The sequence below is a fragment of the Cohnella soli genome (genome assembly GCF_042655525.1).
Classification (GTDB): domain Bacteria; phylum Bacillota; class Bacilli; order Paenibacillales; family Paenibacillaceae; genus Cohnella; species Cohnella soli.
On the sequence record NZ_JBHSMI010000025.1, the window covers coordinates 602,290 to 624,983 of the forward strand.

The window sequence follows — 22,694 nt, forward strand, 5'->3', positions numbered from 1 at the left end:
ACGTTTGCGTTATTTGACCGAGCCGATGACAAGTCCTTTTTTGATATATTTCTGCAGTGCAATATAGATCAAGATCGGCGGGATGGATGTCATAAAGAGACCCGCGAGCAGCAGCGGATAATCGGTGTCGAACCGTTTCAAAATCGTGGCCACTGCCACGGTCATCGTCTTCATTTCGTCGGATTGCAGGAAAATAAGCGGCGTGAACAGGTCGTTCCACCACCCTGTCGTGTTGAAAATGGCAAGGGTCACGATGCCCGGAATCGATAGCGGAATGACGATCCGAAACAACGTTTGAGAATATCGGATGCCGTCCATCTTGGCAGCCTCGAGAATTTCGTCCGGAATCGAACGCATCAGCGCAACGAGCAGAAAAATGTTCGACGGGACGCTCATAATGGCCCACAACAGAATGACCGAAGAGAGATGATTCACGAGCCCCAGGCGGGACATCAGTAGAAAGTTCGGAATGACGAACGTGATGCCGGGAATCGCCATCGTTGCGATCACCGCCAAGTATAATCCGGAGCGGTACCGGAACTTCAGCTTCGCAAAAGCGAAGGAAGCGGGGATCGACAACGCCATCGCGAGCACGAATGCGGCTGCGGCGCTGAACAGCGTATTGCCGAACAGGCGAATGACGTCGAATCGGTAGTACAACGCCTTGAAATTATCGAAATACCAGGGCGCGGGAAGTCCGCCGGGATTTCGGAAAAAATCGACCGCGGTCCGAGAGCTGTTGATCCCCATGTATACGATCGGATAAATGTCGATAACGGCGAAAGCGATCAAGACGGCATAAATCGTAACATTCACCCATAGAGGCTTGCGGTTGGCCATATAGAACACCCTATTCCTGATACCGGTTTGACAGCTTGATTTGCACCCACGAAACGATCATGACGATCGCGAACAGCACCATCGACAACGCGCTGGCATAGCCGAGCTGATCCGCGGATTCGAAAGCTTTGGCATAAATCATATAATCGATCGGCGTCGTTTCCAGTCCGGGACCGCCCTTCGTGACGGCGTATATGAGCGAAAACAAACCGATAAAGCAGTAAATCGCGTTCGTTACAGTAAAATAGACGATCGTCGGAACCAAGGACGGCATCGTAATGCGGAACAGCCGCTGCCACCAATTGGCGCCGTCGATGCTGGCCGATTCGAAAATTTCGTGCGATACCGAGGACAGACCGGACAAAAAGATCAGCACGCCTTGTCCCAGCGTTTGCCAATAAAAGCAAAAAATCAATACCGCGAACGCCGTCGGCACGCGCATGAGCCATTCTGTATTTCCGTCGGAAATCCCTAACGCGTGTAGCCATTCGTTCACGACCCCGTTTCGGGCGAACATGAGCTTCATGAGCATGCCGACCACGACCGAAGACAAGATCGTCGGAAGGTAGTACACGGAGCGGAAAAACCGCTTCCCGCGCACTTCCTCGAACAACAGGACGGAGACGATGAGCGAGAGCAGCAGGATGCCCGGAATCGATAACAGGAAAATCAGGTTGTTGCGCAGCAGCGTCCACAATTCCCCGTTCGTGAAGATGAACTTGTAATTCGTCAAGCCGATCCAGGATGATGACGCCCCGTTCCATTTCGTAAAGCTGTGGTAGAACGTATTCCCCATCGGATAGAAAATGACGGCAGAGAGCGCAAGGTATGCCGGCAAAAGGGACAGGTAGCCGGTCCACGATTCTTTCGCGCGATAATGCATGGGACAGTCCCTCTCTTTGGAAGTAGGAAGGCCTACGCCTCAACCTGGCATGTAGGCCTTCGTTAACCGATTGCGACGCTATTTTTGCGCTAAGATTTCATTCCGTTTCTGGTCCAGCTTCGCCAAGAAATCGGCAGGGGCCAGCTGCTGTTTGATGACAAGAGCATTCATGTTGCTGATGTAACCGGACAGCTCCGAAGGATAAATGTTATCGGGCCAAAAAATCGTGCTCGGCTCGTCAGCCCATTGCTGCTGCTCCTTAACGAGCGGATCGTCCGTGAACATAGCCGGATCGACATTCCGGATGTTGATCAGCTTGCCGTAGCCGTCCTTGAAGCGTGCGATTTGTTCCTCCTGGCTCATCAGGAACTTGATGAAGTCCACCGCTTCCTTCGGATGCTTGGACGATTTGGCTACGACGAACGCCGCTCCCGTTCCCCCTATGCCGCCGCCGCGCACAAGAGCCGATTCGCTGAAATCGGGAATTTTCATCGTGCCCAGTTTGTCTCCGAGCGCGGACTGCGCATCTTTCAAATAACCGTAACCGCCGAAGATGAGCGCCACCTTGCCGTTGTAAAAATTCGTCTGGGCTTGATCGTTGATGACATACCCGTTTTTGTAAAGCTGGAGATAACCGTCCATAACCTGCGCGAACTGGGGATTGCTGAAATTCGTTTTCCCGTTCACGATATCGTTGATGCCGGACGTTCCGACCATCTGCGCGAACCAGTAATCCAGGAAGTAGACGAAGTCGCCGTCGTTTTCCGAGCCGATGGGGGTCACGCCGGAATCCTTGATTTTTTTGAGCATGGCCATGAAATCGGTAACGTTATGAGGCGGCTCTTTCACCGGGTCGACTCCGGCGGACGCGAACAACTGCTTGTTGTACAGGATGCCGATCGTCCCGTCGGTCCCGTCCGGAATTCCGTAAACGGTACCTTGATCGGCGAAGTTTTCGGTGACGGCATTCCATCCGGTCAGGTTGTCGATGTCTTTCTGATCGAGATAATCGTTCAGCGGCTCAATGAACGACTTCAAGTCGAGCGTGTAATTCCCCGACCACAGGTTCGTGACGTCGGGACCGCTGCCCGCGATTCCGGCCGTCTGGAACTTGGTCATCGCGTTCGTTCCGTCCGGTATGTCCTGGATATCGATCGTAATGCCGGGATGCGCGTCTTCGTAACGCTTGATCGCCTTGTAAATATAGAAGGCTTCTTTTTTCTTCGTTTTGTCGTTCTCGTCGATCGTCGGATAAGACGTATTCCAGAAGACGAGCTTGATCTTCTGCCCTGCGTCCGTGTTGCCGGAGTCGGGAGAAGCGGAAACGTCCGCTCCGCTTTCCCCCTTTCCGCCGCTGCATGCCGTAAGCAAAGCGAGGCATGCGAAGATCGTCAGAATAAACCCGATTTTTCGATTCCGTGTCATCCGAATGTTCTCCTCCCTAGTTCTGGTCTGCGGTAATCATGCCGTAATAACGAGCCATCCAATAGGGAGCGTTAAACGCGTTCCCGTAATCCCAAGCATTTTCGTTGCCGCCGTCGTCGATAGCGAACATACTGTCGCCGGGCCTCGTTAACGGACGTTCGTCGGGCGAAACGGCCACTTTCGTCGTCGGATCGTCCTTGATCGCGGTTTGCACGTGCCGGCCTTCCTGTCTTCTCGTTCTGGCGACGAACAAGTCTCCTTCTTGGACCTCTTTCTTGACATACTGCTTGGACACGGGATCGTAGACGATCCCGTTCGCCGCGGGCACCCCGGCAGCGGTCACGAGGCCTCCGCTCGATATTTTGCTGTTATAGCCGTCGTCGGCAGTCACGATCGCTTTGGCGACGAACCACGAGATATCCGTGCGGCCCGTGAGATTCACGTAATAATCGGTTCTGTCGATCGGCGTGCGCTTGAGCACCCATGCGGCCTTGTTCAGGTCGATGACAGGATTGTCGGGATAAGCCAGCTGGTAAATGTAATCCCACAGCGGCTCGTCCTCAAACTTCATGTTGGAGTTGTACCAATTGTCGAGCCCCGCGCGGATCATGGCGGCAATATCTTCGTCGCCCGCCTGGTCCGGTATGGCGATCAGGTTGTAGTAGGTGAACATGGCCTGCCGCTCGTCCGAATAGTTGTACCAGGTGAACGGATGCGGGTCCCCGTCCCTTCTGCTCGCATAGAAGTAGCTCGCCCAGCGTTGATTCAGCCGCTGCATGTAGCCCTTTGCCGTCCCGTTCTGCGGAGGCATGGTCACGCCGTGAAGCTCTTTCGCCCCGGCCAGAGGTCCGATACCTAGAATGCCGTTCACGACGTCTTGGTAAGCGTCCTGATTTTCGAAGACGGACGGGTAAATGTAATCTCGCGCCACCTTGCGATACTCGTTCAGGAACAACGGGTTGCCCGTCACGTAAGAGGCCGTCTTGAAAATCGCCATGAGCTCCGCCGCACGCAAAGCCGTATCTTCACCCGAGTCTTCGGTCCGACCGAACGTCTCGCCGGTATATTTGCCGTGTACCGTTGGTTGTCCAGTAATATCGACAATGGAGTAGCCGTTGTTGATGATATGCCTCGCGAACTCGCCTGCCGCGTTCGCGATCAGCTCGCCGAGCTCATGATCCGCGTTCGGTCCGGTACAGAGCGTATCGTAGGCGATTTTGTACATATACATATGACCCAGAATTTCGTCGGCGCTCGTATCGCCTTTGTAGTACAAGTCCTGCTCGCTGGCGCCGAGATCGGTGAACAGTTTGGACAGTCGGGCGGGAATCGCGTTCGCCGAGTTGACGACCGAGCCCGCGAATTCGCCCCAGCCTTTCTTCCTGACGTCCTGATTGCCCGTATTGGCCGGATCCGCGAACGAGTCCGTCGTGTTATAAGAGTAGCTGTTGCCGTCCACCGTCAGCCCTTTTTTGTAAAAGATGCCGTCCCAACTCGCGTGCTGGTCGAATCCGGCCTTGTCGATGCCCATCGTGCGGCTGATGAAGCCTTGGATCGTCCGCTTCTCGGTCGCCGCCGGCCCCGCGTATACATAATCGTCCGGATTGTTCTTGTCTCCTCCGGCTTTCAGATACGAGTAGCTCATCATGCCGGTATCCATCGTGCTGTAAGGCAACATCCGGATTTTGGACTCGATTTGGCCGGCTCTTCCCGTCACGTACATGAGCAGCAGATCGGCTTCCACGGATTTGGTCGCTCTGGCGCGCGCTTCTTTGGCTTGGGCGCTGTTCGGATTGATGGCTTCCTCGACTCCGGTGCGGAACAATTCGCCGGCGATCGCGTCGGCCGTCCACAATCCGTCGTTATCCGTTTCGGATCCGCGGCGGTTCCCCGGGGTTCCATAGCCTTCGCTCAGGAATGGCAATGCGGGCTCGCCGTTAGGACCGCGGCGAATGTTGCTGGCCTGCAGATTGTCGCTCATGATCTGGGCTTTCCGTTCATAGCCCATTCCGATCATCTCGATATGCGAGACGCCGGTATCCGTTACGGTCCAGATGCCGTTGCTTCCATCGACGGCGATGAACAGGACGTTGTCGTCAGGCAAATACCGGTGCGTCGCGAACAATTGCACGACGTCTCTCGAGTAAGCTTCATCCGGTTGGATGCGAACGACGCCTTTCGTCGTGGCTAGCCATGTCGTGTTGACGGCATCCGTGACGCTGAATTTCACATCCGCGACGTCCACAGGCAGGATCTGTCCGGGAAGATAGCCGTTCAGAACCGGAATGTTTTTGTCGGCAGGGGCCGGAGTAACGCCGTTGATATAATCTTTCACGCTTTGCGGCAGCGACGAGTCGTTTTTGGCATACTTCGTTGCTTTCTTTTGCAGCACGGTCCCCACGGCCGCAGGCGTAATATGGCTCAATTGGACTTTCTGCGCCGATAAGGGTCTGTTGGAAATATCGATCGGATTCAGCGGTTCGAATCGATTCGGATCCGGGTCGACGATGACCCTCGTTCGGACCGTCTTCCCGTCGACCGTCGCGGACACGACCGTATTGCCGACCCGCTTCGCGGTTACCCTGCCATTCGCGTCCACCATCGCTACATCCGGCGACAGCGATGTCCATTCCGTTGCCGTCTTGCCCGGCGCCATAATGGCCGCTAGGTCCGCCGAGTTATGAATACCGGGGTTCAGCGTCAGCTTGACGTTGTAGTTGGCTACGATGACGTTGGCCGTATCTTTCTTGTCCCCGACGGTTACGCTGATCGTTTCGACGCCAGGTCCTTTGGCCTTGATGGCGCGCTTGTTGCCGTGGTCGTCGTCTTCCGCGATGACGCCGTTTTCCGGAATGTCCCACACGGCCTCGGCGCCGATCCCGATGAATTTCGGAGTCGCGACGTCTACCCAGGCGATTTCGTCCTTGAACAGGACGATGTCGTGTCCGCCTACGATGTTGACGCTGCCGTTGAATTGGTTGAAGTGATCGGTAATCTCCGAGTCGCTAAGCGCTCTGGAGTAAATCTTCACGTGGTCGATCGCGCCTTCGAACGGATGGATCACATCGCCGTAAGCTTCCACGTCTCCGCCGATAATCAGGTCGTTCGTTTCGTTGATCGGCAGCGCTTCGGAAGCCGTGTTGCTGCCCGCCAACACTCCGTTCACGTACAGCTTGATCGTGCCGTTGGCGTAACCGTGCGCCGCGTCGCCTTCGTATACGGCGGTGAGGTAGAAAATCTTACCTTTTACGTCGGCAATTTCAGCCGATTCCGCCGGGTCGTCCGAATTTTGGATGTCGAACACGAACTTCTTGTCTTCGGCGGAATAGTACAGATAATAACCGCCATTCTCATAGTTGCCTACGATGTGATATTCGTCCTTGGACAAGTCGGAGTCGGGAGAAATGTACACGGCGGTTTCAATGGTCAGCGCATCCTGCTTGAACAAGCTGCTGTTATATTTGACCCTGGCGATAGAGCTCGGCATTCCGCGCGCCCCCGCGCCGTCAAGCTCCAGCGCCGATTTGCCGAATATCGGATCTTTCGCGACTTTCGCGTGATGTTCAAGATCGGCGTCATTTCCGTTTAACGTGCCGTCCTTTACAATATTTCCGTCAACTTTGGTGAAATCCATATCGAGAATATCCGGTTTCGAAGGATCGTAACCGGCGGGCGCCTCCGACGTTTTGAAGGTTGCCTTGATTGGGGACGAAGTTTTCCCGAACGCGTCGATCGCCTGGATCGATACCGAGTAATCCGTATTCGGCGTCAAGCCTTTCGCTGCGAAGGTATGGACGGACGCTTCCGCATAGGGCGAGAGCACCGACGGCGCTCCGATGAGTTTGCCGTTCGCCTTAATCACGTAAGAGTCCACTTTCGTATCATCCGAAGCTTTCGGCCATGTCAACGTCGCCGATGTCGCGGTTACGGCCGATACGGTCACCGACGCACTCGAACCGAAAGCAGGATTGCGGTTGTCGGTCGAATACTTTTTCGCCGAAGCCACGGGATCTTTCAGATCGATCACGTACGGATCTCCGATCAAGGCGCCGTTCTGATCCAGTTCCCTTCTTTCAATGACAAGCTTCTTGTCGTATACCTTGACCAACAAGCCTTGCGACGTTTTCTTATCCAAATAAAGATCGTTCCGGTTGCTGTAACCGCCCGTCTGCACGAACGAGGTAGACGCGTCATTGACGCGGATGAATCCGTCGTTCGCGTTGATCGTATTCGGATGTTCCAGCGTGTAATGCGTATGTCCCGTGAACATGACCGCATTCGGATGCTTCTCCATCACGGCTTTGAATTTGGCGTATTCGGCCGGATTTTTCCAACCGGCGCTTTCGCTGCCGTAGGTCGTGTCCCGATACGGATAATGTACGAGGACGAACACCGGTTTGGCGGGATCCGCGGGTTTTCCATGCTCATTGGTCTTGATTTCCTTCTCCAGCCAGGCATACTTGGCATCCGACATCGCGCTTCGATCGTGATCCATCACGATGAAGTGGTATCCTTTGACCCAAGTGTCGAAAAAGACACCCGCGTTCTCGGTGTTTCTGTCGACTGGCTCAACGGTGAAGCCGTCTCCGTTCATGCCCGTTTTCTCGTAGAACCGCTCGGCCGCTTTGTATTTGTCGCCGCCGAACTCGTCGCCTGCAGCGTAATACTCGTGGTTACCGGGAACGAGAATGGACTTGGCATCCTTGATTTTATTCTGCTCCAGAATGCGCATGGCGGTGTCATACTCGGCGACCGCACCGTTGTCCACGAGATCGCCGTTGACCACGACGGCATCGTAGCGGGCGAGGTTGCGATATACCTTCAACGCTGCCTCGAATTTGGCTGCGGCGTCGACGGAAACATCCGCAATGCCGACATGCGTGTCGCTCATCACCGGAAAAGCAAGGATCGGCGCTTCTTCCGGCGACGTCCCCGGGTTGTTTCCGTTATTGCCGTTGTTTCCGTTATTTCCGTTCACCGTCGTAATCGGCTGTTTCTCGAAAGTCGAACCTTTCGCCTGATCGCTTACGATCGCTTTCTCAATGGTGCCTTGACCCCGCACCTTGATGACAGCGTTCAGGTCGAGCGTCACGATTTTCGCGCCCGCTTCCACCGTCAAGGTCAATCCCGAGGCCGACTTGTCCACCGTGAACCGGATGACCGAGCCTTGCGGAACGATCACGGCTGTTTCGGTAGAAAACACGTCAACGCTGTCAAATTTCCCTTTTAAAGTCACGGTAGATTTGGCCGGAAGCATACTTGCAAGCTCGACGGCCGTAAATCCCGTTCCCGTCAGGTTCGAAGCTTCTTCCAATATGGCCGAAGACAACAAGGATACCGAAGCGAACCGAGTCGAGCCTTCCGCTACAATGCGGATAACGCCCGTCTTCTTGTCGACGATCAGCTTCGCGATATCGGAATCGGCAATGTGAACGCTGTTGGGGCCGCCGCCCTGAACGAGCGTGTTTCCCCTCACCGTAACCCGGTTCAGGAAGACATCGCCTTCTCCGATGCCGGCCGTGAGCGTCAGCTTGCCTTCGATGACCATATTTCGCAGCGTAACGCCGGCGGCGCTCACCGATACGTCGCCTTTTACCGTCATTTGCCCATCGGCCGGACCGTAGGTTCCAGGCTTGTCATATGTGGTGACGGTGGTTGGCGCGGCTGCCCGCTTCGCGTTTTCCAGCAGGACGATCGCTTCCGCGCGAGTGAGGAAGCCTTTCGGCTTAAACGAACCGTCCGGATAACCGGAGAGAAGCTGTTTCGAGGCGAGAGCGCCGACGGCGGCTTTGCTCCATTCGGCGATAGAAGACGCGTCCAGGAAACGATCGGCCGTCGCCGCGCCTGAGGACGTATCCAGCGCAAGCATCTTCGCGAGCATCACGGCTGCTTCCTGCCTGCTCACTTGAGCGCCGGCGCGGACCGTACCGTCGGCATAGCCGCCTAGATATCCGGCCTTTACCGCTGTTCGGATTTCGTCGTAAGCCCAGTTGGACACGGGCAAATCCGGGAAAGAGATGTCGCTCCTGCCGCTGAAACCGAATGCCCGGTTGGCGAGCGCCGCCCATTCCGCTCGCGTCAGGACGCGGTTCGGCTCGACTTTCCCATTCGGATAACCCTGGATCAGGCCGTCCTGCAGCCAACGGTTTAATGATTCTTCCGCCCAATGACCTTGCACGTCAGAGGGGGATGGCGACGCGAACGCGCTCCAACCGGAGCTCATCATGGCCAATATAAGGATGGCCGCGAACATTACCCTGCAGTTCCGTCTGGCTCTGCTGCCGACTTTCATTGTCATTCCTCCCGGATGTTTGAGAATCACGCGATTCTGCCTTTCATAATACAGACACGCCATTCGGACGAGTACTACAGGATTTGACCAATCCGTTATCTCCTTCGCAAGCGGCCATAACCGTTTAAAACAAACCGAAAACGATTGTAAGCCGGCGGTTAAATCCGCGCCGGCTTTTATCACTTTATGCTTTTCGATTTATCACCCGATGGTCGAATCCTGGGATTGCAAATAACGGGAAGGAGAACTGCCGCGGACCTTTTTGAACATCCGGGTAAAGGAACTGAGGTTCAAATAGCCCAGCTTATCGGAAATTTCGGTTAGGCTTTTGCCGTTCTTCATCATGAGGATAGCAAGCTCCGTCTTCTCGAAGAGGACGAATTCGGTGAAGCTCATGCGGCTTACCTCTTTGAAGAGCCGGCTCAAATACGTGCTGTTAATATAAAAAGAGTCCGCGATATCCTGAAGGGAAATTTCCTCATGCAAATGCGTCTTGATATATTGCTTGATCAGCAAGATGACCTTGGCCTTGTCTTCCCCGGTATTCGTCAACGACAAATCGGCTTCGGCCCGTTCCATCTCTTGCATGGCCAGGGAGAAGGTTTGTTCGAGCGTTCGGGAAGCGTAAATTCGGTCGACAAGCAAATGGTTGGCAGCCTGCTTTCCGGAAGCGATTTCCTCGCAGGCCGACCACATGCGGAACAGAAACTCCGTGATCATGTTTTTCACAATGTTGGGGTGCAGGAAGGGCGGCTGATGCTGCCTCAATTCCGCTTTCAGCTCCGTCATTCGCTGTTTGGCGACGGCAATCCGGAGCGATTCGATGCATTCGTAGATAATCTTCTTCCTCTTCTGCACGGTCTCGGACATGACGTCGTGAAACGGGCTATGATTGCGATCGAAGCCGTGCTCCTCCTCGTAATAGTCGAAAGGCAGAAGCCCTGAAGCCATACGGTCGGTGGTAGGCTCGGACGATTTTGCCTGTTCCGCATCGATCCGCTCTTTCACGATTTCGAGCGAGAGATTTTGCAAAATCCCGCACAATTCGGACATGTCCAATGTCGATTTCAGAATAAAGTCGCTGACCTGCAGTTGAATCGCTTCGCGCGTGTATTTCATATCCTGCTGGCACGTCAGAACAATGAACCGGGCTCCCGCATGGTGGGATTTGGCGTAGCGGATAAATTTCAAGCCGTCCATTTTCGGCAGCTCGATATCGACCAGCACGATATCGGGCCGATGCTGCTTGAATAGATCGAAAGCTTCCTCGCCGTCCTTTGCCTCGCAAGCCAATTCCATTCCGAGCGCCGGCCAAGGAATCGCTTTTCGAAGGCCTAACCGCACCAAAATTTCGTCTTCCACGATCATCGCTTTCATCCTGAAATCCCTTCTTTCTGGCGGTCCGCCGTTACATAGGGAAGATTAACCGTCACGTCGGTATATTCCCGAACCCGGCTCTCGATTCGAATGCCGTATGGCTTGCCGTACTCCAGCCGGAAACGCTGCTGCATATTGATCAAGCTGATTCCGGAGGATCGCGGGGACCGCGGTCGTTCACGGTGAAACAGGGCATGCAGCTTGGCAGGTTCGATTCCGTTTCCGTTGTCCGTCGTTTCGAGAATCAAGCTGCCGTCCCGTACCGCGGCGGAAATCGTAATGCGCGGTTCGCCTACGAACGGAGATGCGAACCCATGCATAATTGCGTTTTCCACGATCGGCTGCAGCGTAAACTTCGGCACTTGCGCTTGGAGCGACGGCTCGTCCAATTCCAACCGGACTTGAATTGGCTGCATCGAACGGATTTCCTGAAACCGTACGTAGCTCATCGCATATTCTTTCTCTTCCTCCAACGTGCTGTAGAGAACTTCGGTATTTTTCAAGGTGTAATCGAGCATTTTGGTCAATGAGAGCAACGCGTCCGCCATCGTGCGATCGCCGTGCAGAACGGCCAGAAAGCGCAGCGAGTTCAACGAATTGTGCCAAAAGTGGGGCCGCATCTGCTCTTGAAGCCTTCGCAGCTCCAGCTTCCTCTTTTCCCCTTCCCCCCGCTTGATCGTTTCGAACTGCTGCTGGATTTCCGCGATAAATTGAAAGATGCCGCGGCTTAACGTTTCGATTTCCTTGAAGCCTTTATAGTGATAAGCGTCGGGCGTCCGCCCGTTCCCCGCATTGCGGATAACGCGGGACAGCTGATGAAGCGGCAGCGTCACTTTCGTATACAGAACGGCAAAAAAAACGATGATGAATATGACCGATAGGACTGTCATGATCGATGAAATCCGCCATATGCTTACGCTGTCCGCATGAAGCAGCCCGGGAGGAATCAAAGAAACCATCGTCCAAGGAGTGGCCGCGATTTGCTTATGGATGAGATGATATTGCATTCCCGATAATGAAACGTCGGCGGAGCCTCGATCCTGATTCCCGGATTTCGCCGACTGATAGAAGCCGCGGAGCGATTCCGCGTCCAGCCGAAGCGAAGCGGGAGCTTTTTCATTATGGAACAGCACTTGCATATCAGGCGATATAATCAAAATGGGATTGTCGGGATGAATTTGCACGCGGTTCAGCAACCTTTCGATCAAAGCTCCGTTCAATTCGATGACGAGCAGACCGATCGATTGGCTATTCCGGATAATATTCTTGCTCACATAGAGGGCGTTCGACGCTTGTTCGTTATGGAAATCCGTCGTCACGTTCCAGTGAAGATAGTTGTTGTCCAGCACGACGCGCTGAATGAACCACGGAAACTTCGAGACGATTTGCTTTAATCGTTGTTCTTCCCACAGGTTGAGAGAAGGGTAGGCAAAAACGTTCTCGTAGTTGTCGTAAATTTGGATATTGACGGGCAATCTTAAATGATAATTTTCTGTGAACAAGCGAATCTGCTTCTCGGCATTCTCCTTCATGTCGGCGCCGGGGCGTTGCAGCACCTCGATCAAATCCGGATCGTTCGATAAAGTGCGGGCAAAATCGTCGATGTAATTCAAGTCGTTCGACACGTTGACGGATACCGAATCCATATTGGCTTCGATGATCCGGTTGTATTGCTCTTCGATCTTCTTCGTGGACGGCTTGCTGACGACATAACCCTGGAATGAGATGAGAAACAAAACCAACAATGAAAAGAGAATGAACAAAAACAGCTTCCAACTGGACAACAAAGCCCTGAACCCGTCTCTTACGCTCATGTATGCGACCTCCCGGCAGTAGATTTACGGGCAAAAAGTCCGGTCATCACATTTTATCGTTTTACAATTAACGGCGTGTTAACGATAGAGTAGAAGAACTTTAACATTCATCAGGCAACGAACCCATTTCGGGCGGAGAATGCATTCTTAAAAAAGCAAAACGGCCTCAGTCCGGTGGAGTATAGGACCAAGACCGCAAAGGTCATTTTTATTTTTTGTGACTGTCTACTTGTCGGGGCAGTTCATCCCGATATGCCAGCGGCTCCACCCGAAGGCGAATCCAGGCCGAACGCTTCTCTCCAGGGTGAAGCGTGAGAGCTTCTCCATGCCGCAGACCGTCGGCAATGTTCGAATAGCGAGAGTTGGTTGGCTCAAGGGCAACGGTGTATATCTCTTCGTTGTAGCTGGACCAATAGCGCAGATAGGGCCATGTGTCTCTGTCCCACGTAAGCCTTACTCCAATGCCTAGCCTAGGATTGTCAATACCCGCTTCCGCATCCGAGAATCCATACAGAGCGACGTAGCAGTCCTCTCCATCCGTCTTGTTCTCTTCTACCTCGCGCAGATCCTTGTTCTTGCCGTTATCCAGCGTCACCGCTCCGACATCTTCCTCGAACGAAGCCGGTCGCTCCGTTGCATTCGGCGCGACGTCATACCAGAGCGCCTGAAAAGCCCGGCTCTCCGAGGGCAGTATGATACGCGCCGACTTCTCAACTAGCGGGGCGCCAAAAGCCGGGTGATGCGTCCAGATAAGCTGGATGGGCTCATCCCCTACGCCTTCGACCTCCTCTTCAACGATTAATTCTGGCTCTCCGGCGCGCAGCCTGAACTCCTTCACCGCAGTCAGGGGAGTTACCGGCAGCGCCGCCCAACATCGCAGCGTAACCTCGCCCGCCTCCTCCCGCCGTAGCTCGTACTCCCACGGAATGCACGCAGACTCGCCTTCACGGTCTGACCCGATCACGCGAGCACCGAATCGCGCCCGATTCGGCAGCAGTTCCTGCCAACCGCCGAGATAGGGACGGGCGTAGTGTTCCATTGGCTCCGATCGTAAATCCCTTCCGCGAAGGGACTCCAATCCGTTCCTCGTCCGCATCAATAAATTGACGCCTAGCGGCTTATACGCAAGCTCCCATACGTCCGCGCCTTTGCCGACAAGAACGACGACCTTCAGCCACTCGTTCTCAAGCCGTACGGCCGGGATGCCTCCGACCGTAAGCTCGCGAATATCCAAGAAACTCATGGATCAACCGACTCCTTCCTTACGAGACCCCTGCCGCACGATGGCAACGCCGTATCCGCTTAGCGCTATTCGCCCATCGTCCAAGCGCTGTCCACCGATCATTTCCCATCCGCCGGCTGCTTCTTCAAGACAGATCTCAATCGGCTCCGGATTGTGATTTAGAACGAACCGATACGTTGCCTCTTCCCCTTCTCGAACCGTAATCTCTACACCGGAAGGTTCGCTCCTTCCGCCAAGCGATTCCACTCCGTACTCCCGGCAGATCCGTCCGAACAGTTCGCGTAAGAAAGCCTCCTCGGGATGAGCGGCCACGTAATACGCCTCGCCTTTGCCATACTTATGGCGCGTGACGGCCGGCTGCCCGGCGTGATATTCTTCCTCGAACGTCGCCAGAGCTTCGGCTCCCCTCAGATGAACGACCTCCGCCCATTTGCGGATATCATAGCTGGAACGCGGCGAACCATCCGCCAATAAAGACGCCGCAGTCCAAGAAATCCGATTCGCCATATCCGGCTCGAAAGCGTCCCACTCCTCCACGACGATTCCGAAAACATCATCGATCGGGCGCAGGAACCCTCCGCGCTCCACGACGTCGTTGCCGTTCACCATTCCGCTTAGATAGCTCATGACCAGCTTTCCGCCTTTTTCCACGAACTCGCGCAGCTTCTCCGGCACTCCGTCCTCGAACATGTACAGCATCGGCGCGACGATGAGCTCATAGCCGCTTAGATCGTCCGTCGGATGAACGATATCTATCGGAACGTTCGCTTCATAGAGCGGCCGATAGAAAGCGGTCACCGCATCGCGATAAGAGATGTCTAAGCTGCCGCGGTTCCAGTCTACTAGCCAACTGAGCGTCACGTCGAACAGCAAGGCGACCCGTGCACCTCCAAAGCCTGCACATGCGAGCTCTCCAAGTTGCGCCAATTCACCGCCCAACTCTCGGACTTCCCGATAGATTCGGTTCTCCGTCTCCGAGCCGTGGCTAACCATGGAGCTATGGAACTTCTCCACGCCTCCCCGGCTTTGGCGGAACTGGAAGAACATCACAGCCTTCGCCCCTCGCGCGAGCGATTGATAGCTCTGCAACCGCATCATGCCCGGACGCTTGGCGGGGTTGTATGCCTTCCAATTGACGCTGCCGGTCGCTTGCTCCATGAGAAGGAACGGCTGTTGCTTCAGGCTGCGGAAATAATCGTGCTGGAAGGCTGCCCAAACGGCGTGATCCCGATGCGGAGGATAGGAATCCCATGCAATAACATCCAGATGCGGCGCCCAATTCGGATGAATCTGACCTCGGAAGTCGAGAGAATAGAAGTTGGTCGTGACGGGAACTCCCGGCGACCGCCGAACGATCTCTTCCTTTTCCGTCAGAAAACTGTGCAAATTGGAGTCCGACAGAAAACGCTGATAATCCAAGCTGTGGCTTGTGTGCGACATCCCGCCGAGCGGCGGCGTAATTTGTTCCCAGGAGGTGCGCGTCAGGCTCCACTGGCTGAGCTGCCATGCCTCGTTCAATCGTTCCAGCGTGCCGTACTTTCGTCTCAGCCATTCCCGGAATGCCTCGGCGCAATGATCGCAGTAGCAATGCACGATGTACTCGTTGTTGATGTGCCACAGGAGCAGCCCTTCGCGCTGTCCGTATCGTTCGGCGAGCACGGCTGCTAGCTTGCGGATCTCCGCCAGATACGCCGGGTGGTTCGGGCAATACGCCTGCCTGCTCCAATGCACGGTCCTCTGGCCGTTTTCCCCGACCTTCAGCATCGTCGGAAACTCCTCGAACAGCCAAACCGGCGGGGCGGCCGTCGGAGTTGCCAAGACGACACCGATCCCCTCTTGCTCCAAACGATCGAATACGGCATCTAATCGGCGGAAATCGTACCGCTCCCGTTCCGGCTGAATCGCCGACCAGCCGAACACGTTTATCGTAACCGCGTTGACCCCCGTTTCCTTCATTAGGGCAATGTCCCGCTCCAGCATCTCCTCCGGCCACTGCTCGGGATTGTAATCTCCGCCGAAGCGAATAACCGATCTACGCGAAGCTACTCCTGCTTTTTCTGCGTTCATATGAATTCTCCCCTATCAAGGACGGGTACCCAGCACCTCTCGGCTGCCGGATACCCGCGGTCTTCCTGCGTATTCTTAACTTACTTCTTGCTTGCCAGGAAAGCGTCGATTTGCTTCTGCAGCTCGACCTGAATTTTCTTGGCATTGCCTTCGGCTTCCTTCTTGAACTTCGACCACGTCTCGTCCGGGTCGGTCACGCCGTCGAATAAGGAGTTGTAATACTTGTCTTCGGTCGCGTTATACAGCGAGATTGCGTTGTTGACCGGAGCCGGGTCGAACGAGAAACCCGTCAGGATGCTCGGCGTCAGGTTGGAAGCGTCCTTATTGAATTGATAGTGCTTGATCGACTCCTCGTCGAAGCCCGCGTTGAGGCGGTCCGTCGTCGGATTCCAGATCCAAGCGTAAGGGAAGTAGCTGTAGCCCGAGCCGATCTGCTTGTATTGGTCGTCGCCGATCTTCTCATAGTTCTGGCCTTCGATGCCGTAAGCGAGAAGATCGTAGTTGTCCCTATCGGCAGTCCAGTTGAGGAACAACATCGCGCGTTCCTTGTTCTTGCTGACTTTCGGGATCGCTTGGAAGTTAGCTTGCTTGAAGTTCGTGATGTTCTGGCCCTTCTCCATCTTGATGAACGTGACCGCTTCAAGCTCTGCGCCCGGAGAGTTCTGCGCAAGAGCGGAGCTAATCGAGGAAGGTACGCCGAATTCGTTGTACACGGCAACGGCGACCTTACCGGAATTGATGACCGAAACCACGTCCTTGATCGCGAGGACGTCCGGATGAATCAAGCCGTCCGTGTACAGTTTGCGGGCGTCTTCGATCCACGACCAGACACGCGGCTCCATCTCGTCGAACAGGTTGTAGACCTTGCCGTCGTTGTTCTTATAGTAGAGCACGAGACTTTGGCCGAGCGCGTCCGAGCGGAGCAACTGCGGGTCGTATTCCATGAAGGCGCGGAACGCTCCCCAAGAGACGTCCTTCTGCCCGGATTGACCGTACGCAAGCAGCGGAACGATGTCCTTCTCGTTCTCTTTGACTTTATAAGCGAACTTGATCAGATCGTCATACGTTTGGATCGGCGGAACCCCGTATTTCTCGCGGAGATCCTTGCGCACGAGATACGTTCTTCCCGCAAGATGGGTATTGCCGAGCGGCAGCGCGTAGATGTGTCCTTGGAACTTGTTGGCGTCGAACATCGTCTGCGAACGGACTTTCACCGCGTCTTGGCCGTACTTGTCCAGCAGGTCTTCCAGCGGTTCATAGTAACCGGCGCTGATCATCTGATCCATATGCAGCCAGGGGGCATCGAAGATGAGGTCGACGTTTTCGCCGGATGCAAGCATGACTTGCGTCTTCTGGGCCAGATCGGACCACGGTACGAATACAAGATCGAGCTTCACGTTGATCGTATCGGCCATCTGCCTCTCGGCTTCTTTAATGACCGCGTCCATTTCCGCCGGACGGTCGCCCGGCACGACGATCTTAAGCGTGACGGGATCCAGCTTGGCGGATGATGCCCCCGTCGTTCCCGATGGCGCCGCGCTGGCGGATGCCCCCGAGCTTGCAGTGTTGCCGGCATCGTTCGAATTCGAGCCGCATGCCGCCGTCGTCAGCAGAAGCGCGGTTACCGCCGCTGCCGTCAATCCTTTTCTGAGTATCATGTTTAATGACCTCCTGTGTAATGTTGATTCTATCCTTAACCGGACGATTTGTCGCCGGGTCAAGACTATCCTTTGAGGGCGCCGATAGTAATCCCCTTGACGAAGAAACGCTGAACGAACGGATACAAGAGGAAAATCGGGCCGATGGTCAGGCACACCGTCGCAAGTTGAGCCCCATAAGTCGGCAACGGTTGGGTGTAAGTCGTCTGGCTTCCGCTTACGTAGGCACTGATGTTGATGTTGGAGATCAGCTGGCGGATCATCATTTGCAGCGGGTGCAGCTTGTAATCGTCGACGAACATAAGCGCCAGGAAGAAGTCGTTCCAATATTGCAGCGCGTAGAAAAGACCCACCGTGGCAAGCACCGGCTTCGAGATCGGCAGAATGATGCGGAAGAAGATGCGAAGCTCGTTCGCTCCGTCTACCGTTGCGGCTTCGTTGATCTCGTATGGCAACGTTCGGTAGAACGACACCATAATAAAGGCGAAGAACGGGTTCAGCAGATAAGGAAGGATGAGCGCCCACAGCGTGTCTTTGAGATGAAGCCAGTTGGCGATCAGGATGTAGAACCCGACCAAGCCGGCGCCGAAAATCATCGTAAAATAGGTCAAAAAGCTGAGAATGTTGCGGTACCTGGCTTTCGGATGGGCCAGCACGTAAGCGTACATCGCCGTGATAAGCAGCGCCAGCACCGTTCCGACGGCCGTCACCGTCACCGAGACGCCGTAGCTTCTCGCCACCTGCTTGCCATGCATGACGAATTGATAGGCATACAAAGTGAAGTCGTGCGGAATGAGCTGATAACCGAACTTCTTGATCGCGGATTCAGCCGCGAAGGAATTGATGAACACGAGCCAGAACGGCAGGAAGCAAAGAAGAGCGAACAACCCGCTGAACGCATAGAGGAAAATAACGAACAGCTTCTCCCGGATCGTTCGGTCGTTTTTGATTTTGGCCGCTTTTTGGGAACGGATCTGCCCGATTGCGTTATCCATGAATGGCACCTCCTTGTTGTCGGATTGGAATCAGAATAAGCCGGCATCCTTGTCGACTCGTTTGGCGATTGCGTTGAAGATGACGATGGTGACGAGCCCCATCACCGATTGGTACATGATAACGGCAGACGATTTGCCGAAGTCGCCCAGTTGTCTTAGCGCCCGGTACGAGTAGGTGTCGATAACGTCCGTCGTCGGGTACAACGGTGCGGTATCGCCCACGATGCCGTAGATCATGCCGAAGTCCCCGTAGAAAATCCGCCCGACCCCGAGCAAGGCAAGTACGATCAAGACGCTGCGAATCAGCGGAAGCGTGATATGGATGATCTGTTGGAAGCGCGTGGCTCCGTCGATTCGGGCGCTCTCGTAATACTCGCCCGAAATTCCCGCGATTGCCGCGAGGAAGATAATCGAGTAATAGCCCGCGAACTTCCACACGTAAATAATCGTAAGCACGGCTGGCCAGATGCCCGGCATCAAGTACCAATTCTTCGTATCCAACCCGTTCGCGGCCAGCGTCCGGTTCAGGATGCCGTCGGTCGTGTTAAGGAACGCGAACACCATCATGCTGACGACGAGCCAAGAAATGAAGTAAGGCATGAAGATGAACGATTGGGCGATTTTCTTAAAGAGCGCATTCTGTATCTCGCTTAAGAAGATGGCGAGCAGAAGCGCGATTCCGAGGCCGCAGACGATAAACAGCCCGTTCAGGAAAATCGTGTTGAACGTCACCTTATACCAATCGCTGCTCATAAAGAAAAACTTGAAGTTGTCGAAGCCGATCCACTTGCTCCCCCAGATGCCGTCGGCGAGCCGGTACTGCTTAAACGCGATCAGATGCCCGGCCATAGGCACATAGGCGAACACGATCAAGAACATGAACCCAGGCAATGCCAATACGTACAAATAACGATTCTTAATAATCTCTCTAGCGATTCCCACCGGTTCTCCGTCTCCTTTCCTGCTGTCGGCGATTCACTTGCTCTGCGTCCAACATTACGGGCGCCGCGCTTGGTCTGTATAGTTCTCATCTTGGAAAAGAGGCTCGTAATCCGCATAAAACCAAGGTTCTCAATCCGGAAATCGAGTTCTCTTGGCGGAAGTACCTCGAAGAATAAGGTGAAATAGCGCGAATCTATAAGGAGGACGAAGGCTGCTTAAGAGGATATCGATTTTAAATAATAAAAACTCCGCCTCGCCCATTCGGGCAAAGAGGAGTCCATCACACCGTTATAAAGATTCGCGATACTGGCTTGGGGTCATGCCCGTCGCCTTTTTGAAGATCGTGAAAAAGTGGCTCTTCGTCTGGAAGCCCGCGCGTTCGCCGATGTCCGTTACCGTCCATTCGGTCGTGCCGAGCAGTTCTTTCACTTTCTCCACTCTCTCCTGAAGAATGTAATCGGACAGCGTCATGTCCCACACTTCCTTGAAGAGCTGCCTCGCATGGCGGGTCGACAATGAGACGTGCTCGGCGATCTCCTCGATGGTCAACATCGGATCGTGCAGGTGGCTGCGCACGTAATCGACGATCTCCGTCACGACCTCGTCGCGACGGCTGGAGCCTCTGCGGTTGCTGAGCTCCTCGATAATCGCAAGCAATTCCTTCTCCAGCCAAGCCCGAACGCCCGCGAGAGTATCGAACGACTCGAGCAAGCCGTCGATACCTTCTAAGGATTCGACCGAAGGCAGCTTATTGAACGCCTTGAACAGCGTGTACAACAGGTGCGACAGCTGGAACTTGCTTTGGGCGTATAGCATAGACTGCATCGGCTCGAAGATCCGGTCCAGTCCCGCCGACACTTCCTCCGTCCTCCCCATTCGAACCTTCGCGATCAGCTCGTCCAGCAGGCTGTCGTCGGGAAGCGGCTCGACCTTCCGCATGTACGCTTCGAAGTCGCGTTCCAGAAACACCTTGGTCTCGCCCGAGACGAATTGCAGCATCGTCAGCTCATGAATATGCTGATATACCGCTCGAAGATCGTCCAAGGTCGCCTTTCGTCCACTGACGGAAATCGCGACCCGCACTTGCGTCCATTGCCGGATCTGATCGCGGATCTCCTCCAGCAATCGCGTGAGTTGGTCGCTATTCAGCTTGCCTCCCGCGATCAGCAGCACGAGATGATCGCCTCCCAGGTCGACGGCTTCAGCGTAGCCTTCGCGGCGGATGATCTCTTCCGCGATGTTGCCCATCGCGTATTTGACGAGCTTGCGCGAAGCGAAGCTGTACTTCTCCTTGAACGCGCTATAGCCGCTGATGCGGATGGCGCCGACGAAGAGGCCGTCTTCTTCGAATAATGCGGGCGCTTCCCGTCGCAAATACGTCTCGATCGGCGTAATGAGCTTGCCCTGCAGGATCCACTGCCGCAAGTACTCCGCCTTGATGACGTTGCGATGCTCGCGCATGGAGGAGTCGAGTTGATCCATACGATCTTCCAACATCTCGATGCCGTATCGGATGACTCGGTATTCCTCCGACGGTCCCTCGTTCGGCTTGCCGCGCAGCGCAGGCCCGAACCTCGACTCGAGCTGGCTCGCAAGCTGGGAGAACGGGCGGTAAGTCCGGCGGGAATTCCAGAACAAGATGGCAAGAAGCAGAATGATGAGGCTCGTTAGGAATACGATCATTCTAGACTGGAACGTTCGGAAGTCGGCCCGGATGCCGGCCAGCTTCGCCATCTGGAAGAACGTCCAGCCTTGCGGTTCGATCTTCGCATACTGAACCGACCATGTTTCGCTCTCGTAACGAACCGTGAAGTCTCCTTGATCCGCCGACACTTTGGAAGCGAAGCCGTCATATAACGTGGCAAACGATTCGTCCGCCGGCCCGAGCATCGCCTTGCCTTCGTCGTCCAGGATGAACGACAGCACGCCCGCCTTTCCGTTGTCCTTAAGCAAATAATGCTTCAGGAGATCGTCGTTGAGAATCAAGACGAGGTACCCGAAGGAAGGCTGGCCGGAAGGAACGGTCGGAATAACGAGCGCGAGCTTGGTCTTGCCGTTCAGCTCGTGAGGAATGAAATGCTGGTACGAAGGCTGAGGGTGTCGCGCCAGCTCCAGCATCGACGGATCGCTGAATTGCGCGAACGTGGAGATGCCGTAACGAAGATCGATCACGTGCTCGGTCTGCATGTTGATCATATAAACGTTATCAAGAAAAGGCTCGGTCGCCATGTATTGCGTTCCTGCCGCCAAGGCGTCGACCTGGCTCTCATGCGATTCGGCGTCCGCCATCATCCAGGCTTGGATGCTCTTGTTCGCGTACATGTTCAAGCCGTAGGAAATCATCTTGCTTAGCAGGAATTGCGCGTTGTCCCGAGAGTGCGCCATCTCCGCCTCGCTCACTTGATCGATTTGTTTCATCGCATAACGGGAAAATTGATTGGACAGCAAGAACGCGAAGGGGACGGAGACGATCGCGAAGAGAAGGCCGACCCCGATGAAAATCCGGATATACGCCTGCTTCGGAATCAGCCGGTTCGCCCCGGTCAACCAACGCAATCTTCCGATCCACGATTGTCGTTTGATGCTAAAGCACCCTCTCTTATTGAGAACAAGTATATGTTCGTTTTTGACATTATCATATTCATAACGGACATTACAATAAAAATACGACAACTGATGGCCGATGCCGCTATCTCCGTCCGATAGGATCGCGACTCGTCCAGTCAGTTTTCCGCTGCCTTTATAACTAGGGTTGTCCGAGATCGGCAGACAAGTGTGCGAGCCCTTCACATTCGCAAAGACAACAAAAAAAGAAGCCCATCGCTAGGCTTCTATCGCTTAAGTAGGTGGTGCGGTCGAGAGGACTCGAACCTCCACTGTATTGCTACCAATGACACCTGATTCCAGCACATCTGCCAACTCCGCACGATCGATCTATTTCTTCGTCAGATTGATATGATCGAGATGCGTCGCATCGTTGAAAATAAACGATAGCGCGTAGTCGCCGCGGTTGTAGACGACTTTCTGTTGCTCGAGCTTTCCGTTCTTGATCGACGTAGTCGCGGTTGGCTTGCCCCAATGCTGCTTGAGCATTTTCAGCGTAATGCCCCCGATGTTCGTCTCGCGTTCGACGTTCGTGCCGAAATAGCGCATTTCGC

The 22,694-nt window shown here is 54.7% G+C and carries 13 protein-coding genes; all 13 read right to left on the minus strand.

Annotation, left to right across the window (positions count from 1 at the left end; translation table 11 throughout):
- Nucleotides 1-9: 9 nt before the first annotated feature.
- Nucleotides 10-840, minus strand: a complete 831-nt coding sequence (locus tag ACFPOF_RS15675) for a carbohydrate ABC transporter permease (protein ID WP_378134212.1) — start codon at nucleotides 838-840, stop codon at nucleotides 10-12.
- Between the two features lie 10 nt (nucleotides 841-850).
- Complete coding sequence (locus ACFPOF_RS15680; RefSeq protein ID WP_378134214.1) at nucleotides 851-1,723, minus strand: carbohydrate ABC transporter permease; 873 nt, start codon at nucleotides 1,721-1,723, stop codon at nucleotides 851-853.
- A 78-nt stretch (nucleotides 1,724-1,801) separates the two neighbouring features.
- Entirely contained in the window at nucleotides 1,802-3,148 is a 1,347-nt protein-coding gene (locus tag ACFPOF_RS15685; RefSeq protein WP_378134216.1) for an ABC transporter substrate-binding protein, read from the minus strand.
- A 16-nt stretch (nucleotides 3,149-3,164) separates the two neighbouring features.
- Nucleotides 3,165-9,440, minus strand: a complete 6,276-nt coding sequence (locus tag ACFPOF_RS15690) for an S-layer homology domain-containing protein (protein ID WP_378134218.1) — start codon at nucleotides 9,438-9,440, stop codon at nucleotides 3,165-3,167.
- Between the two features lie 201 nt (nucleotides 9,441-9,641).
- Nucleotides 9,642-10,817 carry a response regulator transcription factor gene (locus ACFPOF_RS15695; RefSeq protein ID WP_378134220.1) on the minus strand — a complete coding sequence of 392 codons (1,176 nt, stop codon included), beginning with the start codon at nucleotides 10,815-10,817 and terminating at the stop codon, nucleotides 9,642-9,644.
- Nucleotides 10,814-12,631: a sensor histidine kinase gene (locus ACFPOF_RS15700; protein WP_378134222.1), complete on the minus strand. Its 1,818-nt coding sequence runs from the start codon at nucleotides 12,629-12,631 to the stop codon at nucleotides 10,814-10,816. Before ACFPOF_RS15700 ends, ACFPOF_RS15695 begins: the two co-directional genes overlap by 4 nt.
- Nucleotides 12,632-12,839: 208 nt before the next feature.
- The gene (locus ACFPOF_RS15705) at nucleotides 12,840-13,874 is read right to left on the minus strand and encodes a DUF4432 family protein (protein WP_378134224.1); all 1,035 of its coding nucleotides are present in this window, start codon (nucleotides 13,872-13,874) and stop codon (nucleotides 12,840-12,842) included.
- Nucleotides 13,875-13,877: 3 nt separating this feature from the next.
- The gene (locus ACFPOF_RS15710; protein ID WP_378134226.1) at nucleotides 13,878-15,941 is read right to left on the minus strand and encodes a beta-galactosidase; all 2,064 of its coding nucleotides are present in this window, start codon (nucleotides 15,939-15,941) and stop codon (nucleotides 13,878-13,880) included.
- A gap of 80 nt (nucleotides 15,942-16,021) precedes the next feature.
- Entirely contained in the window at nucleotides 16,022-17,599 is a 1,578-nt protein-coding gene (locus ACFPOF_RS15715; RefSeq protein WP_378134227.1) for an extracellular solute-binding protein, read from the minus strand.
- Nucleotides 17,600-17,664: 65 nt separating this feature from the next.
- Nucleotides 17,665-18,531: a carbohydrate ABC transporter permease gene (locus ACFPOF_RS15720; protein ID WP_378134436.1), complete on the minus strand. Its 867-nt coding sequence runs from the start codon at nucleotides 18,529-18,531 to the stop codon at nucleotides 17,665-17,667.
- 93 nt (nucleotides 18,532-18,624) lie between these two features.
- Nucleotides 18,625-19,536 (minus strand): ABC transporter permease, encoded by a 912-nt coding sequence (locus ACFPOF_RS15725; RefSeq protein ID WP_378134229.1) that lies wholly within the window; start codon nucleotides 19,534-19,536, stop codon nucleotides 18,625-18,627.
- A gap of 288 nt (nucleotides 19,537-19,824) precedes the next feature.
- A complete protein-coding gene (locus ACFPOF_RS15730) occupies nucleotides 19,825-22,083 on the minus strand; it encodes a helix-turn-helix domain-containing protein (RefSeq protein WP_378134231.1) in 2,259 nt (752 codons plus the stop codon).
- Between the two features lie 387 nt (nucleotides 22,084-22,470).
- Nucleotides 22,471-22,694, minus strand: a 224-nt coding sequence (locus ACFPOF_RS15735) for a DUF4309 domain-containing protein (RefSeq protein ID WP_378134233.1), incomplete at its 5' end; no start/stop codon positions are given.